This is a genomic window from Sphingomonas alpina, from assembly GCF_014490665.1.
GTDB lineage: Bacteria > Pseudomonadota > Alphaproteobacteria > Sphingomonadales > Sphingomonadaceae > Sphingomonas > Sphingomonas alpina.
This window is the reverse complement of sequence record NZ_CP061038.1, coordinates 4,335,471-4,352,085: the sequence shown is the minus strand read 5'-3', so window position 1 is coordinate 4,352,085 and position 16,615 is coordinate 4,335,471. Positions and strand designations below refer to the sequence as shown.

Sequence of the window (16,615 nt, the reverse complement as noted above, 5' to 3'; positions counted from 1 at the left end):
CGCGGCCATCGGGTGTTTAGTTTTGGGTCACCAGCCGGGGCCATCCGGCGGCCGTAAAGCGTCCAATCATGATCCTCGAATGCACCGAGTGCCGTACCCGATACCTCGTCCCCGACTCGGCGATCGGAGCGGACGGGCGCACCGTGCGCTGTGCAAGCTGCAAGCATAGCTGGTTCCAGCCCGGGGTCGTCCTCGATCTGGTGGAACGCGCCGAAGGGCCCGCCACCCCGCGTCCTGCCGTTCCGCCGGTCGCTGCACCGCCCGTTACGGCTCCGGTTTCGCCCCTACCCCCATCCGCACCCCCCACCCCCACCCCTCTCTCCACCATCGCCATCGCGGGTCGAGCCCGCTTATGTGTCCGACGACGGCGATTATGACGCCTTTGCGCACCACGCGCCGTTTCGCCCGCGGCGCAACCCGGCGCGACAATGGACGATGATGGCGATCGCCGCCGGAATCGCCATGCTGGTCGGTGTCGGGATCCTGCTCTATTCCGATGCGCCTGGCATTGCCTCCCGGCTCGGCTTTGCCCTGACGCCGGCGGAAACGCCGCTCACCCTGGTCGCCAACAAGCTCGACCGCCGGGACCTGCTCAGCGGCAGCCAGTTGTTCGCGGTCAGCGGCAAGGTGGTCAATCCGACCGATACTCGGCAATCGGTCCCCGATATCCGCGCCGAGCTGCGCGATGCGCAGGGGCGGCTGGTCTATAGCTGGACGATCCGGCCCGAGGCGACGACGCTGCCACCGCGCGGCACGGTCGAATTCAACAGCGCCAAGCTCGACGTGCCGGTCAATTCGAAAAAGCTGGCGCTGAGCTTCGCCGACGAAGCGCCGCGCTGATCATCCAGAAGCGCGCGCCGTGCAACAGCGTCGCCGCGACCATCCCCAGCCCCGAGGCATAGACCAGCCCCATCGGTCCGACACCGTGATGGAGCAACCACCAGCCGGCACCGCCCGTCACCAGGAAGAAGGCGATGATGCTGTTGGCGCCGGCGACAACCTGATCGCCGAGTGAGCGCAGCGCATAGACGAACACCACCTGCACGCCATCGAACAGGATGAACGGCGCCCAGACCGGAAGCATCGCCAGCGCAATCACATGAACTTCGCCCGCTGCTGGAAACGCCGCCACCAGCGGTGCCCGCGCCACGACCAGGATCACCGCCAGCAGTCCGGTCGCCACCGCCGCGACCGCAGCGGCGATCAAGGTGCGCGGGATCGCCTGGCCCGCATCGCCCTCGCCCACCGCATTGCCGGCCCGTACCCCGGCTGCCGATCCCAGCCCGAGCGCGACACCGAAAGTGACGTTGTGGATCGAAAAGACGATCTGGAACGCATGTGCAGTGATGTCGCCGAGCTGCGTCGACAGCGCGATCAGGATCGAAAAGCCGGCCAGTTCGAGCCCCGATGCGATGGCCGGCACCGCCCCGAACAGCGCCAGCCGAGCTGCGCCCGCCGGCACGCCGCGCCACGCTGCCTGCGAAAAATCATGCACGCCCCGTGCGGCGGCGCGCGGCAATGTCCAGACCGCGCCGATCATCCCGACCGCGCCAAAGGCGGATGCGATCGCGGTTGCGGTCGCGGCGCCCACCGCGCCCATCACCGGAAAACCAAGATGCCCGCCCGACATCGCCCAGGCGAGCAGGGCATTGAACGGGAGCATGATCAGGTTGATCGTCATCACCCGGCGCGGACGGCTGACCCCTTCGAGGAAGAAGCTCGCCGCGACGATCGCCATCTGGAACGGATAGGACAGCGCCATGGCCTGCACGACGCGCGCGGCGGGGCCGACCAGCGCTTCGGCGACGCCCATGCCGGCGAGCATCGGCGCAGCGAACAGGCTGAGCAGCAGCGCGCTGACCGATCCGAGCAGCAGGGCAAGCACCAGCCCTTCGCGGAGCACGCCACCGGTGCGCTTCAGATCGCCCGCCCCGTCGGCGCGGGACACGAACACCAGGATGCCGGACAGCCAGGCCAGTCCGGTGACGATCGTCACGAACGTCAGTGAGCGGCTTGCGCCGAGTGCAGCGACTTCGTCGGTGCTGACCAGGCCGACCACCACCACATCGGTCAGATGCAGGATCGTCCAGTTCAGGCTGGTCAGCGCGACCGGCCAGGCGAGCGCGAGGATTCGCCGCGTCTCGGCCGAAATGGTGAAAGGCGCGGACCTCGACATGGCGGCTCTGCTATAGCCTGCTGAGTGCCGGGGGAAGGGCGCGCGCTCATGATGCGTTCCCCGGTTGCTATCTGTCGAAGCCCTTGCTAGGGGCGCTCCCCTACCAGCTGCCGGCCTGTCCGGTGGTGTTTCACGTGCGGCCGTGGCGGAACTGGTAGACGCGCAACGTTGAGGTCGTTGTGGGCGAAAGCCCGTGGAAGTTCGAGTCTTCTCGGCCGCACCACTCACCATATAGTCCTGCTGGCAGGGGAAGTTTCGGAATAGGCCGAATCTCTCCCCGCCCCCGATATCGGCGGTGGTCGCTTTCGGCGCGCCGGGGCGATATTTCCCGATCCTTGCTCGCTCAAGGATTCGCGTCATGATCAATCGCGTCCGTATTGGCCTGACGATGCTCCTTGCCGGGGTGCTGGGCGTCGCCGCACTTGCGCAAACGCCGCTTGGTCGAGCAACGCCGCCAGCATCGCCGGGTGGTAACGATGTCTATGCCAACCGCAAGCGATTGCTCGTCATTGCCGACATCTCGACCGGCAACCAGACCGCCCATGGCGCGCTGTCCCACGCGGTGTCGACGATCGAGCAGATTGGCCGCGCATCTGGCGCCTATGTGACCTTCATCCGCACCGACACCGATCTGATCACCAAAAGCGAGGTATGGGGCAAGGGCGATTATGCCAAAGGCGGCCGCAAGGCGTCGCGCGGCCATAGTCTCGATTATTATGACGCCGTCCTGTTCTACACCAATGGCGAAACCAACCTCACCAGCGACCAGAAGCGCGACCTGCTCGATTTCATCGCAAAGGACGGCAAGGGTTTCATCGGTGTGCATACTGCGACCGCGACGGCCTATGGCTGGCCCGACTATGGCGAGATGATCGGCGGCTATTTCGACAATCATCCCTGGGGCGTGACCAATGCGAAGATCATTGTCGAGCGCCCGGACTTCCCGGCGATGAAGGCATTCCGTACCGGCATGACGGTGCGCGACGAACATTATCAGATGCGCGCAACGCCCTATTCGCGCGCGAAGGTCGATGTGCTGGCGCGGCTCGACCCGGCCAGCCTCGATATGACCAACCCGAACGTCCACCGCACCGACCGGGACTTTCCGCTCGCCTGGATCAAATCCTATGGCAAGGGTCGCGTCTTCTATTCGGATCTCGGGCACACCGATGCGAGCTGGGACGATCCGCGCATACGCACCTTGTATCTCGAGGGAATCAAATGGGCATTGGGCATGGGCAAGGCCCAGCCACGACCCCATCCAATCCCGGCCCGCTAGAGAGATTGCGGCCATTGAACGCGGGGCGTACAGTAGCGTTATGCAACTCATGCACGGCGTCCGGCCGCGCTGCTGAAAGCCGCCCCCGCCCTTGTCCTTACCTGTTCCCGTGTATCTCAATGCAATCGGAACCGCCGTTCCGGGGCACGACATCCATCATGCTTTTATCGCCTGGGCGCGTGAGCGGCTGATCGACTCGCGCAGCGCGAAACTGTTCGACCGCATGGCGGCGCGCTCGGCGATCGGCCATCGCTGGTCGATCCTGCCACCGACCGGCAGCGGCGGATCGCCGGTCGATCCGCAGGGTTTTTATGCCGATGCCATTCTGCCCGGCACGGCTGCGCGCATGGCCATCTATGCCGAGGCGGCGCCCATGCTGGGTATCGCGGCGATCGAGGCTCTCGGTGACCTTGGCGATATCACCCATTTCGTCGTCGCCAGTTGTACCGGCTTCGTCGCGCCGGGCATCGATCAGATCGTCGCGCGGCGCATTGGCCTGTCGCCATCGGTCGAACGGCTGCTGATCGGCTTCATGGGCTGCTATGCCGCGGTCGCCGCGCTGCGCACCGCACGCCATATCGTCCGCTCCGATCCCGCGGCGCGCGTGCTGGTGCTATGCGTCGAGCTCTCGACGCTGCATCTGCAGGACGTCGCGGAGATCGAGCCGCTGCTGGCGATGCTCCAGTTCGGCGACGGCGCTGCCGCCGCCCTGGTCACCGCCGAACCGGGCGGCTTCGTGCTCGGCGCGCCGTTCGCGACCACTCTGCCCGAGTCCGAAGGCCTGATTCGCTGGGACATCACGGATCGCGGTTTCGCGATGCATTTGTCGGGCGAAGTCCCGGCGCGAATTGCCGCCGGGCTGGCCGATCCCGTTTTTGCCCAGGCGGCGACCGGCGGGCGCGACCCGGCGGAGATCGATGGCTGGGCGGTTCATGCCGGGGGCCGGTCGATCCTCGATGCGGTCGAAGGGGCATTGCATTTGCCGGCAGAGGCGCTGGTGGCGTCGCGTGGCGTGCTGGCCGACAATGGCAACATGTCCTCGGCGACATTGATGTTCGTGCTCGCGCGATTGCTGAGCGGGTCGCCGATCGCGGACGGTGTCGCGCTGGCCTTCGGCCCCGGCCTTGCCGCCGAGGGTTTCGGGTTCAGGAGCGCGGTATGACCCTCGCGGTCCGTGCCCAGGCCGAGGAACTGATGGACGCCGAGGATCTCGACGCCGGCACCTATGCCGATGTCGTCGGCGATCTCGCCAGGGTCAATGTCGTGACGATGGCGGCGCGGCCGACGCTCGATTTCCTGAAGCGCGGCACCCGCGGCATGACGCGCTTCCGCCTGCTCGATGTCGGTTTCGGCGATGGCGATATGCTTCGCCGCATTGCGCGCTGGGCCAAGCAGCGCGGTATTGAAGCCGAGCTGCTCGGTATCGATCTCAATCCGCGCAGCGAACTGGCTGCAACCGCGCATACCCCGGCCGACATGGGCATCACCTATATCACCGGCGATTATGCCGATCATGACGGCACCGACCGGGGCGGCTGGGATTTTGTGATCAGCAGCCTGGTCGCGCACCATATGACGCATGAACAGCTGGTCGCGTTCCTGCGCTTCATGGAGGCGAAGACGGTGCGGGGCTGGCAGGTCAACGATCTGCACCGACACGGGTTTGCGCATTGGGGGTTCCCGATCCTCGCCACCATCGCGCGCTGGCACCCGATCGTGCGGCATGACGGGCAATTGTCGATCGCGCGCTCCTATCGGCCCGGCGAATGGCCGCCGATCCTCGCCGAAGCCGGCATTGCCGATGCGCGGGTCGCGCGCGTCTTCCCCTTCCGGCTATGCGTCGAACGCCTGCGCTGATCGTCGGCGGCGGGCCCGCCGGGGCAAGCGCCGCGATCATCCTCGCGCGCGCCGGGCTGCCGCATCTGCTGATCGAGCGGAATCGCGAGACCGGCGACGCGCTGTGCGGCGGATTCCTCAGCTGGCGCACGCTGGAGACGCTGGCCGGGCTCGGCGTCGATCCGCAGGCGCTCGGTCCCGCACGCATCACGCGGGTGCGCCTGCTCGCCGGCGACAAAGTGGTCGAGGCGCCGTTGCCGCGCCCCGCGCATGCCGTGTCGCGACGTCATCTCGATACGCTGCTCCTCGCCCGGGCCGAGGGCGCAGGAGCGGCGATCGAGCGCGGCGTGACGGTGAAGGCGATTGAGAGTCGCGCCGCGCGACTCGCCGACGGCGGGGAAATTGCTGCCGACACGCTGTTCCTGGCCAGCGGCAAGCATGATGTGCGCGGACTCGGCCGACCCGATTCGGCACGCGGCGCCGATCCTACGCTAGGCCTGCGCGTCCGGCTTGGCCCCGCGGCGGCGCTCGACCGGATGATCGGCGATGCGATCGAGCTGCATCTGTTCGACCGCGGCTATGCCGGGGTGGTGCTGCAGGAGGACGGCACCGCCAATCTGTGCATGGCGGTCCATCGTTCGCGCCTGATCGAAGCAGGTAATCCCGAGCGACTGCTCGAGGCATTGGGGCGGGAACTGCCGGCACTGGGCGAGCGGCTTGCCTGGCGCGCGCCGGGGGCGGTCGATGCGGTCGCCAATGTCCCCTATGGCTGGCGCGCCCGGCAGGGTGAGGCCGGGCTGTTCCGGCTTGGCGATCAGGCTGGCGTCATACCGTCACTGGCCGGCGAAGGGATGGGCATCGCCATCGCCAGCGGCATTCGCGCCGCCACCGCCTATGCGGCAGGCGGCGCCGGTGCCGCCGCGGCGTTCCAGACACGGCTCGCGCGCGACCTCGCCCGGCCGATCGGGCTGGCCGGATTGATCCGGGATGGGGCCGAATCGCCTCGCATCGCGCGTGCAGTCTTGCCGATCGCACGCGTCGCACCAATTATGATCGAGATTGTCGCCCGACTCACCCGGATCGGTCATGCTCGCGCCGATACGCGGTTCATTTCAGCCAAAGGTTGACCCGATGGATCATCTGACCCTGTCCGAAGGCGAGTGGCGCAAGAAGCTGTCGCCCGAACAATATCATGTCCTGCGCGAGGCCGGGACCGAACCGGCCTTTTCCGGCCGCTACAATCACAACAAGGCGGACGGCGTGTATCGCTGCGGCGGCTGCGCGACGCCGCTGTTCGACAGCGCGGACAAATATGATTCGGGGTCGGGCTGGCCGAGTTTCACCCGGCCGCTCGCCGCGGAGCATGTCACTGAGCATCGTGACGTCAGCCACGGCATGACGCGGATCGAGGCGCGCTGTGCGAAATGCGACGGCCATCTCGGCCATGTTTTCCCCGACGGCCCGCCGCCGACCGGATTGCGGTACTGCATCAACTCGCTGAGCCTGGATTTTCGCGCACGCAGCGACGTCTAGAGCGTTCTGGCTAACGCCCCTCCCGGCCGAAGTTGAGCCGCCGCGTCACGTTATAATCGAGCACTGCCATCACGAAATAGGCGGCGGCCTGCTTGACCCGCAGCCAGGGTGTGGTGCGCGCCTTGTACAGCGCAGACGTGATCGCCTCGGATTCGGCGATTTCGCCATCGACATAGGCGCGGGCGTGTGCGGCGAAGGCGGCATCGTCGATCCGCAGCATGATCTCCAGGTTCAGAAACATGCTGCGAATGTCGAAATTGGCCGATCCGACATAGGTCACGTCATCGATCACGAAGAGCTTGGTGTGGAGCTTGGTGGTCAGATATTCGTAGATCTGCACGCGTTTGCGCAACAGTCCGGCATAGGTGAAGCGCGAAGCCCAGATCGAAGCGCCATGGTCGTTCTTCGAAGGCAGCACGATTCGCACCAGCCCCCGCTTGCCGACCCGGTCGAGTCGGGTGAGCATCGCCGGGTTGGGGGCGAAATAGCCGGCGATCAGGTCGAACCGCGATGCGCCCTGCATGTCGCGCCGCACCGTGCGCGCCCAGGGCGACAGCCGCCGCGTCGGCCCGCCGAGCAGCCAGCGCGCCGTGCCGTGCGGTTCGCTCCACACGGTAAGCATGCGACGCAACCGGCGCATCGAGGCCTTGGGCCGCTTCGCCCAGGCCGCCAGGGCGTCGAAATAACCGGCGAGGCGTGTCGCCGCCGGTCCCTCGACCAGCAGTCCCAGGTCGCGCCAGGCCTGTTCGGCCGGGGTGCCGAAATAGCTGTCCTGGATATTGAACCCGCCGATGATGACGCGCGCAGCCTGTGGAATCTCCGCATCGGCGAGGGCGAGCTTCTGATGGTTGCGCAGCAGATAGCGCCGGCCCCAGCGTGGCACGAAACGGCACACCGTGACGCCGGCCGCATCGAGCGGCGCGAAGAAATGGCGTTGCGCGGCATGTTCGCTGCCCAGCCCATCGACGATCAGCGACACCGCCACGCCGCGCGCTGCCGCCGCGATCAGCGCATCACGCACCCGCGCGCCGGCGGCGTCATCGACATAGATATAATACAGCACCCGCAAACTGTGCCGTGCGCCGTCGATCAGGGCGATCAACGCCTCGATCCGCCGCGGCCCGGTATCCAGCATCTTCAGCTGGTTGCCATCGACGGTAAAGCTCGGCTGTTCGGGGGGGCGATCATCGCCGCACGTGATGGCGGCCGATCGCACCAGGGGCAAGCCGGATTCCCCAATGCCGGATTCCCCAATGCCGGATTCCCCAATGCCGGATTCCCCAATGCCGGATTCCTTGACTCTGGGCCGATGGCGCCTTAGATCGCGGCGCTTCACCTCATCGTCGTAAAGCGAAGGAAAGCCGTTCATGGCGCGCGTCACTGTCGAAGATTGCGTCGACAAGATTTCCAATCGGTTCGACCTGGTTCTGTTCGCGGCACAGCGTGCGCGTCAGATCTCGGGCGGTGCCGACCTCACGATCGATCGTGATCGCGACAAGAACCCGGTCGTCGCGCTGCGCGAGATCGCCGAGGAAACCGTCAAGCCACCGCATCTCGAAGAAGCGGTGATTTCGGGTCTGCAGCGCGTGCAGGTCGATGACGAGGACGAGGCGGATGCCGTTGGCAGCATCGCCGCATCGGCCGAGGCACTGCGCCTCACCGCCGCCGCGCCGCCGCGCAACCAGAATCTGGGCGCCGATTACGAGGGCTGAGCCCGACGATCGGTTCGCTGATGGTCAAGGGGCCCGGGATGCTAATCCCGGGCCCTTTTGCGTTTGGCCTGCGCTCTTTCCCGTTTGAGGCGTCCGGCGCAAAGCCGATGACGGGCGCGCACGAAGCCGTTACAGAAGGCGGCATGAACCGTCCTGCCCTTTCCGTCGTCATTCCCTGTTACAATGAAGAGGCCTGCCTCGACCTGCTCCATGCGCGCGTTTCTGCTGCAGCGCAGGCTGCAGTGGGCGAGGATTACGAACTCGTCTTCATCAATGACGGTTCGCGCGACGCCAGCTGGCCGGCGATGCAGCGCCTCGCCGCCGCTGACGCGCATCTCGTCGCGATCAACCTGTCGCGCAACCATGGTCATCAGCTCGCGCTGACCGCCGGGCTCGATTTGTGCGCCGGCGCGCAGATCCTGATCATCGATGCCGATCTGCAGGACCCGCCCGAACTGCTGGTCGAGATGCGCGCGGCGATGATCGCGCAGGATGCCGACGTGGTCTATGCCGTGCGCCGCAAGCGCGAAGGCGAGACGATCTTCAAAAAGCTGACCGCGGCGCTCTTCTATCGCATGCTCGACCGACTGACCGACACGCCGATTCCGCTCGATACCGGCGATTTCCGCCTGATGACCCGCAGGGCGCTCGACGCATTTCTCAGCTTGCCCGAACAGGCGCGCTTCATTCGCGGCATGGTCGCGTGGATCGGTTTCCGCCAGGTGCCGTTCCTCTACGACCGCGCCGAGCGCCATGCCGGCGAGACCAATTATCCATTCGGCAAGATGGTGCGGCTCGCATTCGACGCGGTGACCGGTTTCTCGACCGCGCCGCTGCGCTTCGCCAGCCATGTCGGCCTGGCGCTGACCGGCCTGTCGTTGTTGCTGTTCGTCTATATCGCGATCGGCTTCATCTCGGGCAGCGCGGTGCAGGGCTGGACCTCGACCATGCTGGTCGTGGTGCTGCTGGGTGCGGTGCAGATGTTCGTGCTCGGCATGATCGGCGAATATCTCGGCCGGCTCTATGTCGAATCGAAACGCCGCCCGCTCTATCTCGTGTCGGATATCGCCGGGCCGGTGCAGGGCACCGCCACGCTCGGCTATCGCGCCGAGGCGCGTATGACGGCGTTGCCGCCGGGGCCGGTCGAGGCGCTGGTATCGCCCGTCACTGCAGGTGGTGCAGTACCGGCCAAGCCTCGCGCGCGGAAACCCCGGGCCAAGGTTTGATCCGGCCGCGCTGATGCGTGGAAGCGTGTGACTGGATCGAATTCGAGAGTCAGATGACTTTAGGTGCGCTCCTCACCGTCATCCCCGCGAAAGCGGGGATGACAATGGTTCAATCGAATCTGATCCGCTCTAAGCCTTTGGTGCCGCCAGCGTGATGATCGACACGCCCGGCGTCATCGGTACGCGCCCGACCAGGTGGCGTTCCAGTCGGAAGATCACCTCGAACAATGCATTGACCGGCTTGGGCGGCGGCGAATCATCGCTGTCGTCGCGTCCGGTCAGCCGGCCGAGCAGCCGGGCTGCAGCCGCGAGCGGAAAGAGCAGCGAGTTGAAATAGCCGAGCTTGCGCGGTTCGAGCCCCGCCTTGCGGATCGCCGCGATCAGCGTGCCCTTGGAATAGCGCCGGTGGTGATGGTTCACCACGTCATGCGCACTCCACAGCCATTGGTGCGCGGGCACCGTGATCAGGATCTTGCCACCGGGTTTCAGGCAGGTCGCCATCGCCTGCAGCGCCGCGACGTCGTCCTCGATATGCTCGACCACGTCGAGCACCGCGATCAGGTCGTACGCACCGCGTTCGACTCCGGGCAGGATCGGCAACGGTGCCGCGCTGACCTCGCGCCCGAGCCTGAGGCTGGCGATGTCGCGCGCGGCGGGATCGATCTCGATCGCATCGACGCTGCCGAAACTGGCGAGCATCGGCAGATTGTGCCCCGTGCCGCAGCCGATCTCGAGGATGCGCGCCCGGGCGGGCAGATTGCCCTCGCGAGTCAGATAGTCGGCCAGGATATCGCGTCGCGCCCGGTACCACCAATGCGTCGAATCATGCGCCGCCATGCGGTCGTAGACGATTCTATCCATGCTTCTTGACCATATCAGTCGATGGACCCCCGAAAACCCATTGCCGGTTGAGCGCGAAGGTCGCGAGCGGCGTGATCAGCACGACGGGGATCAACGGCACCCATGCGGCCTGATGCAGCGGCCCGGTGAGCACCCAGGTGAACAAGGCGTTGAGTGCGAGGCCGAAGCCCTGCACGACGAGGAACTTCAGATGCTGGCGCCCGCTCGTGTCGCGCGTGCCATGCCCCTTGAAGCTCCACGCGCTGTGCAGGAAAAACCCCGCCGTCACCGCCACGGCAAAGGCGAAGGGGACGGCGAACACCGCTTCGTCGTGCGGGAACACCCAGGTTGCCAGCGGCAGATAGACCGCCGAATAGATGACGGTCGAAATCCCCCCGGCAATGCCGAAGCGGATCAGCTGACCGAGCATGCCACTCGAACGCCACATCTCGAAACGTTTGATAATCGCTGTCACGCTGCCTTGCCCTTTACGCGCGCCGCAGTAGAGCGCGAGTCAAGGCGAGGGAAGCATTTTGAGCGACATATCCAAATCCAGCATCGAACTGCGCGATGAGATCGACCGCAACTGGATGCGGCTGACCCTGATCGCCTGGATCGTGATCCTTGCCTATTTCGTATTCGACCGCTGGAATTCGATCCAGTGGCTGTCGCTGGGCGACACCGACGACAATATGCGGCTGATGCAGGTGCGTGCGCTGCTTGACGGGCAGGGCTGGTACGATCTGCGCCAGTACCGGCTCAATCCCCCGGGCGGGTTCGATATTCATTGGAGCCGGATCGTCGATTTGCCGATCGCCGGGCTGATCCTGATCCTGCGCCCGTTCGTCGGCGTGCCGGAGGCGGAACGGCTGGCCTGCGGCATCGCGCCGCTGCTGCCGCTTAGCTTCGCGATGATCGGGCTTGCCGCGACCGCGCGACGGCTGGTCAGTCCGGTCGCCTGGCCGCTGGCGATCGTCTTCCTGCTCGGCTGCACCGCGACGATGCTGATGTTCATGCCCGACCGCATCGACCATCATGGCTGGCAGCTCGCCATGCTCAGCCTGACCGTTGCGGGCCTGGCCGACCCCAAAAAGGCGCGCGGCGGCGCGATCGTCGGCGTGACCAGCGCGGTGTCGCTCAACATCGGGCTCGAATTGCTGCCCTATGCGGCGATGGCGGGCGCGATCATCGCGCTGCGCTGGGTGTGGGACCGGACGGAGGCGGCACGGCTCGGCGTCTATGGTCTGACGCTCGCCGGCGGGTGCGGGATCGGCTTCGTGCTGTTCGCGTCGAACGCCAACCAGGTGATGCGCTGCGATGCGCTGACACCGGTGTGGCTGAGCGTGATGGTGGTCGGCGGCGGCCTGTTGTTCCTGCTCGCGCGATTGAGCCCGGAACAGCGCTGGGCGCGGCTTGCGCTCGCCGTGGTGGCGGGTGCGGTGATCGCGACCGGTTTCGCATTGCTGTTTCCGCAATGCCTTGGGCGCCCCGAACAGGTATCGCCCGAACTCGCCCGCACCTGGCTCGACAATGTCCGTGAAGCGCGGCCGATCTACAAGCATCCGTTCCGCATGGCCTTTCCGATCGTCACCTTGCCGGTGATCGGCATCATCGGCGCGGCGTTCGCGACCTGGCGCGCGCGCAACGACATCAGCATCAACGGCTGGGTGCCGGTGCTGATGTTCTCGACCTTTGCCGGCCTGATGCTGCTGTGGCAGGCGCGCGCTGGCCCGGCGGCCCAGCTGCTGGCGGTGCCCGGCGCGGTCGCTTTGGCCTGGATCCTCCTCGGCTGGACCTTGGGACATGACCGGATGCTGGTGCGCGTGTTCGGCACGGTGATCGGTTTCATGGCGGTGTCGGGCATGTTCGCCGGCTTCGCGATCAAATATCTGCCGATCGACCGGCCCAGTCCGCGCACCAATGTGGTCAACCGCTCGACCGGCCTGTGCATGACGATTCCGGCGATGAAGGGGCTCGATCGCTACCCTCCGCAGACCATCTTCACCTTTGTCGATCTCGGGCCGCGACTGATCGCGACGACGCATCACAATGCGGTGGCCGGCCCCTATCATCGCAACGGCGATGCGATCCTCGACGTGCAACATGCCTTTTCGCGCTCGGCGGAGAATTTCCGTGCCACGGCAAAGCGGCACGGCGCGACGTTGTTGCTGGTGTGCCCGAACATGGCCGAATCGACCGTCTATCGCGCGCGCAACCCGGGCGGATTCTACGATCAGCTGGCCAACCGCAAGATGCCGCCATGGCTTGAGCCGCTGCCGCTGCAGGCCAAATCGCCCTTCCGCCTGTATCGGATCAAATAAGCGGCCGGAGCGCTGACTTCGCTCCTTCCGTTCGCCCGGAGCCTGTCGAAGCGGCCGTTTCTCCTCGGGCGATCCACTTCAGATCGAGGCTTCAGGTCAGGCTGATGCGGATGCCGTCGATCACGAATTGAACCGCCAGCGCCGCAAGCAGCACGCCGAGCAGACGGGTGATCACCGCCTCGATCTTCGCGCCGAGCACGCGCATGATCGGTCCGGCGGCGAGCAGGGCGACAAGCGTCAGCAACAGGATCGTTGCCAGCGCGCCGAGCACGACGAGCGTGCGCTCGATGCCCTCATTCTTGCTCATCAGCAGCATCACCGAGGCGATCGATCCCGGTCCGGCGATCATCGGCATCGCCATCGGGAAGATCGAGACATCCTCCACCTCGGGCGTCGCGGCGACCTTGGCGGCGCGGTCCTCGCGGCGTTCGGTGCGCTTCTCGAACACCATTTCCAGCGCGATCAGGAACAGCATGATGCCGCCTGCGATCCGGAAACTGGCCAGGCTGATGCCGAGACCGCGCAGCAGATCCTCGCCGAACAGCGCAAAGACCAGCAGGATGCCAGCGGCGACCAGCACGGCACGAATCGCCATTGCGCGGCGGTGCGCCGGGTCGGCGCCAGCCGACAGCCCGGCATAGATCGGCGCACAGCCTGGTGGATCGATCACCACGAAGAACGTGATCAATGAGGAGACGAAGAGTTCGATCATTGCGGCGATGCCGCGATATGGTCTTCGATCACCGGTACAAAATCATGCCCATTCCAGATCTTCGCGTAAAATCGACGCGACAGATCGGGTTCGACTGCCCAATACCAGACTAATGTCGAATCTCCGGACTGGCCCGTGTCGCTTTTGGGCGCGCCAAGGGTGAGAAGCGGCAGTGCCTTCGTGGTGCAGTCGGGCTTGACGAGCTTCGGTTCGGCCGGTCGATCGCGTGAGGTTGTCAGCCCGTCGCCGCCGTCGACGATCCATTTCCAGCCGCCATCGGGCTGGCGTTGCCACACGGTCGAGAAATAGCCGACCGCGCCGTCCGGCCGCTTCCATCCGCCGGTATTGACCGCGAGTGTCCCGTCGCACGAGATATAGCTTTCGGTCGGCCACCACTCGATCGCCTTGGGCGGGTCCTTGCGGTCCTTCAGGAACGCCTGCGCTTTCACTACGTGCGGCACGAACATCACCGCATCCTTGGTCGCGTAGCGGCGAAACGCAGTCCATTGCCCGTCGGTCTGCGCGGCGGCGGCAAAGGCGCGTTCTGCATCGACGGCGGTCACGGCCGGTGCGGCAGCGGCAAGGAGCAGTGCGAGCAGCATCACAGCGATCCCTTCTCGTAAGGGACGCTGGCCCTGCGATGCGCGGATACCAATGTATTGCGCAGCAGCACGGCGATGGTCATTGGCCCGACTCCGCCGGGCACCGGCGTGATCGCGCCGGCGACGCTCGCCGCGCCGGCGAAATCGACATCGCCGACCAGGCCGTCCTCGGTGCGGTTGATGCCGACATCGATGACTGTCGCGCCGGGCTTGATCCACTCGCCCTTGATCATGCGTGGCCGCCCGACCGCGGCGACGACAATGTCGGCACGGCGCACCACACTCGACAGGTCGCGCGTCTTCGAATGTGCGATCGTCACGGTGCAGCTTTCGCCGAGCAGCAATTGCGCCATCGGCTTGCCGACGATGTTCGACCGCCCGATCACCACTGCGTCGAGCCCGGCAAGATCACCGAGCCGGTCTTTGAGCAGCATCAGGCAACCCAGCGGGGTGCAGGGCACGAAACCCTCCAGCCCGGTCGCGAGCCGTCCGGCATTCACCGGGTGGAAGCCGTCGACATCCTTGTCGGGGTCGATCCGCGTGATCACCACGCGCTCGTCGATATGGCCGGGGAGCGGCAACTGGACGAGGATGCCGTCGACCGCCGGATCGGCATTGAGCCGATCGACCAAAGCGAGCAGTTCGTCCTGCGCCACGGTGGCGGGCAGTCGGTGCTCGAAGCTTTCCATGCCGGCGGCGCGCGTGGCCTTGCCCTTCGACCGGACATAGACGGCGGATGCGGGATCTTCGCCGACCAGCACCACGGCGAGCCCTGGCGCGCGCTTGGCAGCGGCGGCAAAGGCGGCGACCTGGACGGCGAGCCGCCCGCGAAAGGCTTCGGCAAATGCCTTGCCGTCAATGATCTCTGCACTCATGCCCCGGCCTCATAGAATGCGGCGGCAATTCCCGCCAGCGTGGTGACGTCGCCACGGATATGCAGCCGCTTCAATCGCGCGGTATCGCCCGCAATCAGGCTGACCGCGCGTTTCGGCACGTGAAAGGCCTGTGCCACCAACGGCATCAGCGCCGCGTTGGCAGCGCCTTCGACCGGTGCGGCGGTCAGCCGGGCGACGAAATGTTCCGTCGTGCCGGCGGCAAAACTCTCGCGCGACGATCGCGGCGTGACCCGAACGGCGATGGCGATGCCGTCGCTGCGCTCGATCCAGGCGCTCACATTGCGGGCGGTGCGCTCATCTGGATTGCGATCGCCGGAATCAGGATCGTCTGGATGATATAGATGATCAGCAACACGACGAGCGGCGACAGGTCGAGCGTGCCGAAATCGGGCAGGATGCGGCGAATCGGCCGGTACAACGGCTCGGTCATGCGCTTCAGCGCCTCCCACACCGTGCGCACCGTGTCGTTATACGTACTGATGACGTTGAACGCGAGCAGCCAGGACAGAATCGCCTGAACGATGATGATCCACCAGACGACGGTGAGCAGAACCTGGACGATTCTGAGAATGACGAACAATTGCGCTCTCCGCTGGGCGTGGGCGCACACCGATAGCGGAAAGCGGGTGCCCTGAACAAGGGCACCCGTGACCGGTCGTTACGCTATCGTAAGAATACGGCGCTTTTCGTCGTTCTGCTGCGGCAGGCGGACCGGTTCGGCCACCTGCACCACGGCCAGGTGCGTGCGTCGTGCTGCGCCGGCCGGGCCTTGGGGCAGCGGTTCCGCACGGCGCAGCTTGGCGATCGCGCGGCGATCAAGGCTGTCGTCGCCCGATCCCTCGATCACACGGATGTCGGAGATGGCGCCGCTGGCATCGACGCAAAAGGCCAGGGTCGCGGTGCCGCTGCGATAGCGGATACCGGGAGTGATCGGGTCGGCCGCCGTGGCGCGGTCGATCGCGGTGCCGAGAGCCGCGATCCAGCGGGCCTCGTCGAAGCTGTGGGTATGGGTCATCGCCGTTTCCTTCGCTTTTCCGGAGGGCACACATAGGGCAGCGATGTTAAGCGAGCGCGACATTGGCGTGACGGCAGCGACATGAAAGTGTCACACCATTGAAACGAAATGCGTTGGCAATGCCGGCGTGTCGATTCAACTTTGCGCCGAGCCGTGAAAGCATGGCGGTGATGGGAAAATATTCTGCTTTCCTGTCGCGCTCTTTCACATGACTGGAAAAATAAGCCGTTCTGCTTTGCTGGCTGATCCCGACAGGAACAGCCAGCTTGTTCGCTGTTCCTGGCTGATCGGCTGGCTGTTATGCTGGCTGTTCCATGGCTGTTATTCGAGAACAGCCAGCCCGGCGCAACTTACTGAAGTATCGATATATTCTGCCCGGAAAATCCAACTTAACAGCCAGCGAAATTATTTTTTCGAAAATAACAGCCAGCAAGGCGCGATTTGCCTCAGCGTCTGTTTGAAAATGC

At 65.6% G+C, this 16,615-nt stretch carries 20 protein-coding genes and 1 tRNA gene; 11 read left to right on the top strand and 10 right to left on the bottom strand.

Features of this window, described 5'->3' with window-relative positions; all coding sequences use genetic code 11:
• The first annotated feature begins 68 nt into the window (after positions 1-68).
• Positions 69-377 carry an MJ0042-type zinc finger domain-containing protein gene (locus tag H3Z74_RS24505; protein WP_229726706.1) on the top strand — a complete coding sequence of 103 codons (309 nt, stop codon included), beginning with the start codon at positions 69-71 and terminating at the stop codon, positions 375-377.
• Positions 355-840, top strand: a complete 486-nt coding sequence (locus tag H3Z74_RS24500) for an FxLYD domain-containing protein (protein ID WP_229726705.1) — start codon at positions 355-357, stop codon at positions 838-840. The genes H3Z74_RS24505 and H3Z74_RS24500 overlap by 23 nt, the downstream gene beginning before the upstream one ends.
• On the opposite strand, the gene H3Z74_RS20200 is transcribed toward H3Z74_RS24500, so the two are convergent.
• Positions 791-2,176 (bottom strand): MATE family efflux transporter, encoded by a 1,386-nt coding sequence (locus H3Z74_RS20200; RefSeq protein WP_187761314.1) that lies wholly within the window; start codon positions 2,174-2,176, stop codon positions 791-793. The two genes, H3Z74_RS24500 and H3Z74_RS20200, sit on opposite strands and share 50 nt — an antisense overlap.
• 136 nt (positions 2,177-2,312) lie before the next feature.
• On the opposite strand from H3Z74_RS20200, the gene H3Z74_RS20195 reads away from it, so the two are divergent.
• From H3Z74_RS20195 to msrB, 6 genes are all read left to right on the top strand, one after another.
• Positions 2,313-2,399, top strand: a tRNA-Leu gene (locus H3Z74_RS20195).
• A gap of 135 nt (positions 2,400-2,534) precedes the next feature.
• A complete protein-coding gene (locus H3Z74_RS20190) occupies positions 2,535-3,455 on the top strand; it encodes a ThuA domain-containing protein (RefSeq protein ID WP_187761313.1) in 921 nt (306 codons plus the stop codon).
• 109 nt (positions 3,456-3,564) lie between these two features.
• Positions 3,565-4,617 carry a type III polyketide synthase gene (locus H3Z74_RS20185; RefSeq protein ID WP_229726704.1) on the top strand — a complete coding sequence of 351 codons (1,053 nt, stop codon included), beginning with the start codon at positions 3,565-3,567 and terminating at the stop codon, positions 4,615-4,617.
• Entirely contained in the window at positions 4,614-5,312 is a 699-nt protein-coding gene (locus H3Z74_RS20180) for a methyltransferase domain-containing protein (RefSeq protein ID WP_187761311.1), read from the top strand. The genes H3Z74_RS20185 and H3Z74_RS20180 overlap by 4 nt, the downstream gene beginning before the upstream one ends.
• A complete protein-coding gene (locus tag H3Z74_RS20175; protein WP_187761310.1) occupies positions 5,291-6,418 on the top strand; it encodes an NAD(P)/FAD-dependent oxidoreductase in 1,128 nt (375 codons plus the stop codon). The genes H3Z74_RS20180 and H3Z74_RS20175 overlap by 22 nt, the downstream gene beginning before the upstream one ends.
• A gap of 4 nt (positions 6,419-6,422) precedes the next feature.
• Positions 6,423-6,824, top strand: a complete 402-nt coding sequence (msrB, locus tag H3Z74_RS20170) for a peptide-methionine (R)-S-oxide reductase MsrB (RefSeq protein ID WP_187761309.1) — start codon at positions 6,423-6,425, stop codon at positions 6,822-6,824.
• A gap of 10 nt (positions 6,825-6,834) precedes the next feature.
• On the opposite strand, the gene H3Z74_RS20165 is transcribed toward msrB, so the two are convergent.
• Positions 6,835-7,959, bottom strand: coding sequence for a phospholipase D-like domain-containing protein (locus H3Z74_RS20165; RefSeq protein ID WP_187764438.1), 1,125 nt, complete (start codon positions 7,957-7,959; stop codon positions 6,835-6,837).
• A gap of 232 nt (positions 7,960-8,191) precedes the next feature.
• Between H3Z74_RS20165 and rpoZ the strand changes: the two genes are divergently transcribed.
• Together rpoZ and H3Z74_RS20155 are read left to right on the top strand one after the other, a co-directional pair.
• A complete protein-coding gene (gene rpoZ, locus H3Z74_RS20160) occupies positions 8,192-8,536 on the top strand; it encodes a DNA-directed RNA polymerase subunit omega (protein WP_034156969.1) in 345 nt (114 codons plus the stop codon).
• Between the two features lie 143 nt (positions 8,537-8,679).
• Positions 8,680-9,762, top strand: coding sequence for a glycosyltransferase family 2 protein (locus H3Z74_RS20155; protein ID WP_187761308.1), 1,083 nt, complete (start codon positions 8,680-8,682; stop codon positions 9,760-9,762).
• Between the two features lie 129 nt (positions 9,763-9,891).
• Here the strand turns inward: H3Z74_RS20155 and H3Z74_RS20150 are convergent, their stop codons facing one another.
• Both H3Z74_RS20150 and H3Z74_RS20145 read right to left on the bottom strand, forming a co-directional pair.
• Positions 9,892-10,623, bottom strand: coding sequence for a class I SAM-dependent methyltransferase (locus H3Z74_RS20150; protein ID WP_187761307.1), 732 nt, complete (start codon positions 10,621-10,623; stop codon positions 9,892-9,894).
• On the bottom strand, positions 10,616-11,032 hold the full coding sequence (locus H3Z74_RS20145) for a GtrA family protein (RefSeq protein WP_187764437.1): 417 nt from the start codon (positions 11,030-11,032) through the stop codon (positions 10,616-10,618). The genes H3Z74_RS20150 and H3Z74_RS20145 overlap by 8 nt, the downstream gene beginning before the upstream one ends.
• A 160-nt stretch (positions 11,033-11,192) precedes the next feature.
• Here H3Z74_RS20145 and H3Z74_RS20140 point away from each other — a divergent pair, with 160 nt between their 5' ends.
• Entirely contained in the window at positions 11,193-12,923 is a 1,731-nt protein-coding gene (locus tag H3Z74_RS20140; RefSeq protein WP_187764436.1) for an AcrB/AcrD/AcrF family protein, read from the top strand.
• Positions 12,924-13,014: 91 nt separating this feature from the next.
• Here H3Z74_RS20140 and H3Z74_RS20135 read toward each other — a convergent pair whose 3' ends face one another.
• The 6 genes from H3Z74_RS20135 to H3Z74_RS20110 form a co-directional block, all read right to left on the bottom strand.
• Positions 13,015-13,635 (bottom strand): MarC family protein, encoded by a 621-nt coding sequence (locus H3Z74_RS20135; RefSeq protein ID WP_187761306.1) that lies wholly within the window; start codon positions 13,633-13,635, stop codon positions 13,015-13,017.
• Positions 13,632-14,237 (bottom strand): Cif family virulence factor, encoded by a 606-nt coding sequence (locus H3Z74_RS20130; RefSeq protein ID WP_187761305.1) that lies wholly within the window; start codon positions 14,235-14,237, stop codon positions 13,632-13,634. Before H3Z74_RS20130 ends, H3Z74_RS20135 begins: the two co-directional genes overlap by 4 nt.
• A complete protein-coding gene (gene folD / locus H3Z74_RS20125) occupies positions 14,237-15,112 on the bottom strand; it encodes a bifunctional methylenetetrahydrofolate dehydrogenase/methenyltetrahydrofolate cyclohydrolase FolD (RefSeq protein ID WP_187761304.1) in 876 nt (291 codons plus the stop codon). The genes H3Z74_RS20130 and folD overlap by 1 nt, the downstream gene beginning before the upstream one ends.
• On the bottom strand, positions 15,109-15,411 hold the full coding sequence (locus H3Z74_RS20120) for a DUF167 domain-containing protein (protein WP_187761303.1): 303 nt from the start codon (positions 15,409-15,411) through the stop codon (positions 15,109-15,111). Before H3Z74_RS20120 ends, folD begins: the two co-directional genes overlap by 4 nt.
• The gene (locus H3Z74_RS20115; protein WP_187761302.1) at positions 15,408-15,713 is read right to left on the bottom strand and encodes a YggT family protein; all 306 of its coding nucleotides are present in this window, start codon (positions 15,711-15,713) and stop codon (positions 15,408-15,410) included. Before H3Z74_RS20115 ends, H3Z74_RS20120 begins: the two co-directional genes overlap by 4 nt.
• A gap of 78 nt (positions 15,714-15,791) precedes the next feature.
• Positions 15,792-16,148, bottom strand: a complete 357-nt coding sequence (locus H3Z74_RS20110; RefSeq protein WP_187761301.1) for an energy transducer TonB — start codon at positions 16,146-16,148, stop codon at positions 15,792-15,794.
• Between the last annotated feature and the right edge of the window lie 467 nt (positions 16,149-16,615).

What these genes read in the sequence shown, in the direction of transcription:
- H3Z74_RS24505 (WP_229726706.1), top strand. Translation starts at nt 69, where the DNA reads ATGATCCTCGAATGCACCGAGTGCCGTACCCGATACCTCGTCCCCGAC.
- H3Z74_RS20200 (WP_187761314.1), bottom strand. Translation starts at nt 2,176, where the DNA reads ATGTCGAGGTCCGCGCCTTTCACCATTTCGGCCGAGACGCGGCGAATC.
- H3Z74_RS20190 (WP_187761313.1), top strand. Translation starts at nt 2,535, where the DNA reads ATGATCAATCGCGTCCGTATTGGCCTGACGATGCTCCTTGCCGGGGTG.
- H3Z74_RS20180 (WP_187761311.1), top strand. Translation starts at nt 4,614, where the DNA reads ATGACCCTCGCGGTCCGTGCCCAGGCCGAGGAACTGATGGACGCCGAG.
- H3Z74_RS20175 (WP_187761310.1), top strand. Translation starts at nt 5,291, where the DNA reads ATGCGTCGAACGCCTGCGCTGATCGTCGGCGGCGGGCCCGCCGGGGCA.
- msrB (WP_187761309.1), top strand. Translation starts at nt 6,423, where the DNA reads ATGGATCATCTGACCCTGTCCGAAGGCGAGTGGCGCAAGAAGCTGTCG.
- H3Z74_RS20165 (WP_187764438.1), bottom strand. Translation starts at nt 7,959, where the DNA reads ATGCTGGATACCGGGCCGCGGCGGATCGAGGCGTTGATCGCCCTGATC.
- rpoZ (WP_034156969.1), top strand. Translation starts at nt 8,192, where the DNA reads ATGGCGCGCGTCACTGTCGAAGATTGCGTCGACAAGATTTCCAATCGG.
- H3Z74_RS20155 (WP_187761308.1), top strand. Translation starts at nt 8,680, where the DNA reads ATGAACCGTCCTGCCCTTTCCGTCGTCATTCCCTGTTACAATGAAGAG.
- H3Z74_RS20150 (WP_187761307.1), bottom strand. Translation starts at nt 10,623, where the DNA reads ATGGATAGAATCGTCTACGACCGCATGGCGGCGCATGATTCGACGCAT.
- H3Z74_RS20145 (WP_187764437.1), bottom strand. Translation starts at nt 11,032, where the DNA reads ATGCTCGGTCAGCTGATCCGCTTCGGCATTGCCGGGGGGATTTCGACC.
- H3Z74_RS20140 (WP_187764436.1), top strand. Translation starts at nt 11,193, where the DNA reads ATGCGGCTGACCCTGATCGCCTGGATCGTGATCCTTGCCTATTTCGTA.
- H3Z74_RS20135 (WP_187761306.1), bottom strand. Translation starts at nt 13,635, where the DNA reads ATGATCGAACTCTTCGTCTCCTCATTGATCACGTTCTTCGTGGTGATC.
- H3Z74_RS20130 (WP_187761305.1), bottom strand. Translation starts at nt 14,237, where the DNA reads ATGCTGCTCGCACTGCTCCTTGCCGCTGCCGCACCGGCCGTGACCGCC.
- folD (WP_187761304.1), bottom strand. Translation starts at nt 15,112, where the DNA reads ATGAGTGCAGAGATCATTGACGGCAAGGCATTTGCCGAAGCCTTTCGC.
- H3Z74_RS20110 (WP_187761301.1), bottom strand. Translation starts at nt 16,148, where the DNA reads ATGACCCATACCCACAGCTTCGACGAGGCCCGCTGGATCGCGGCTCTC.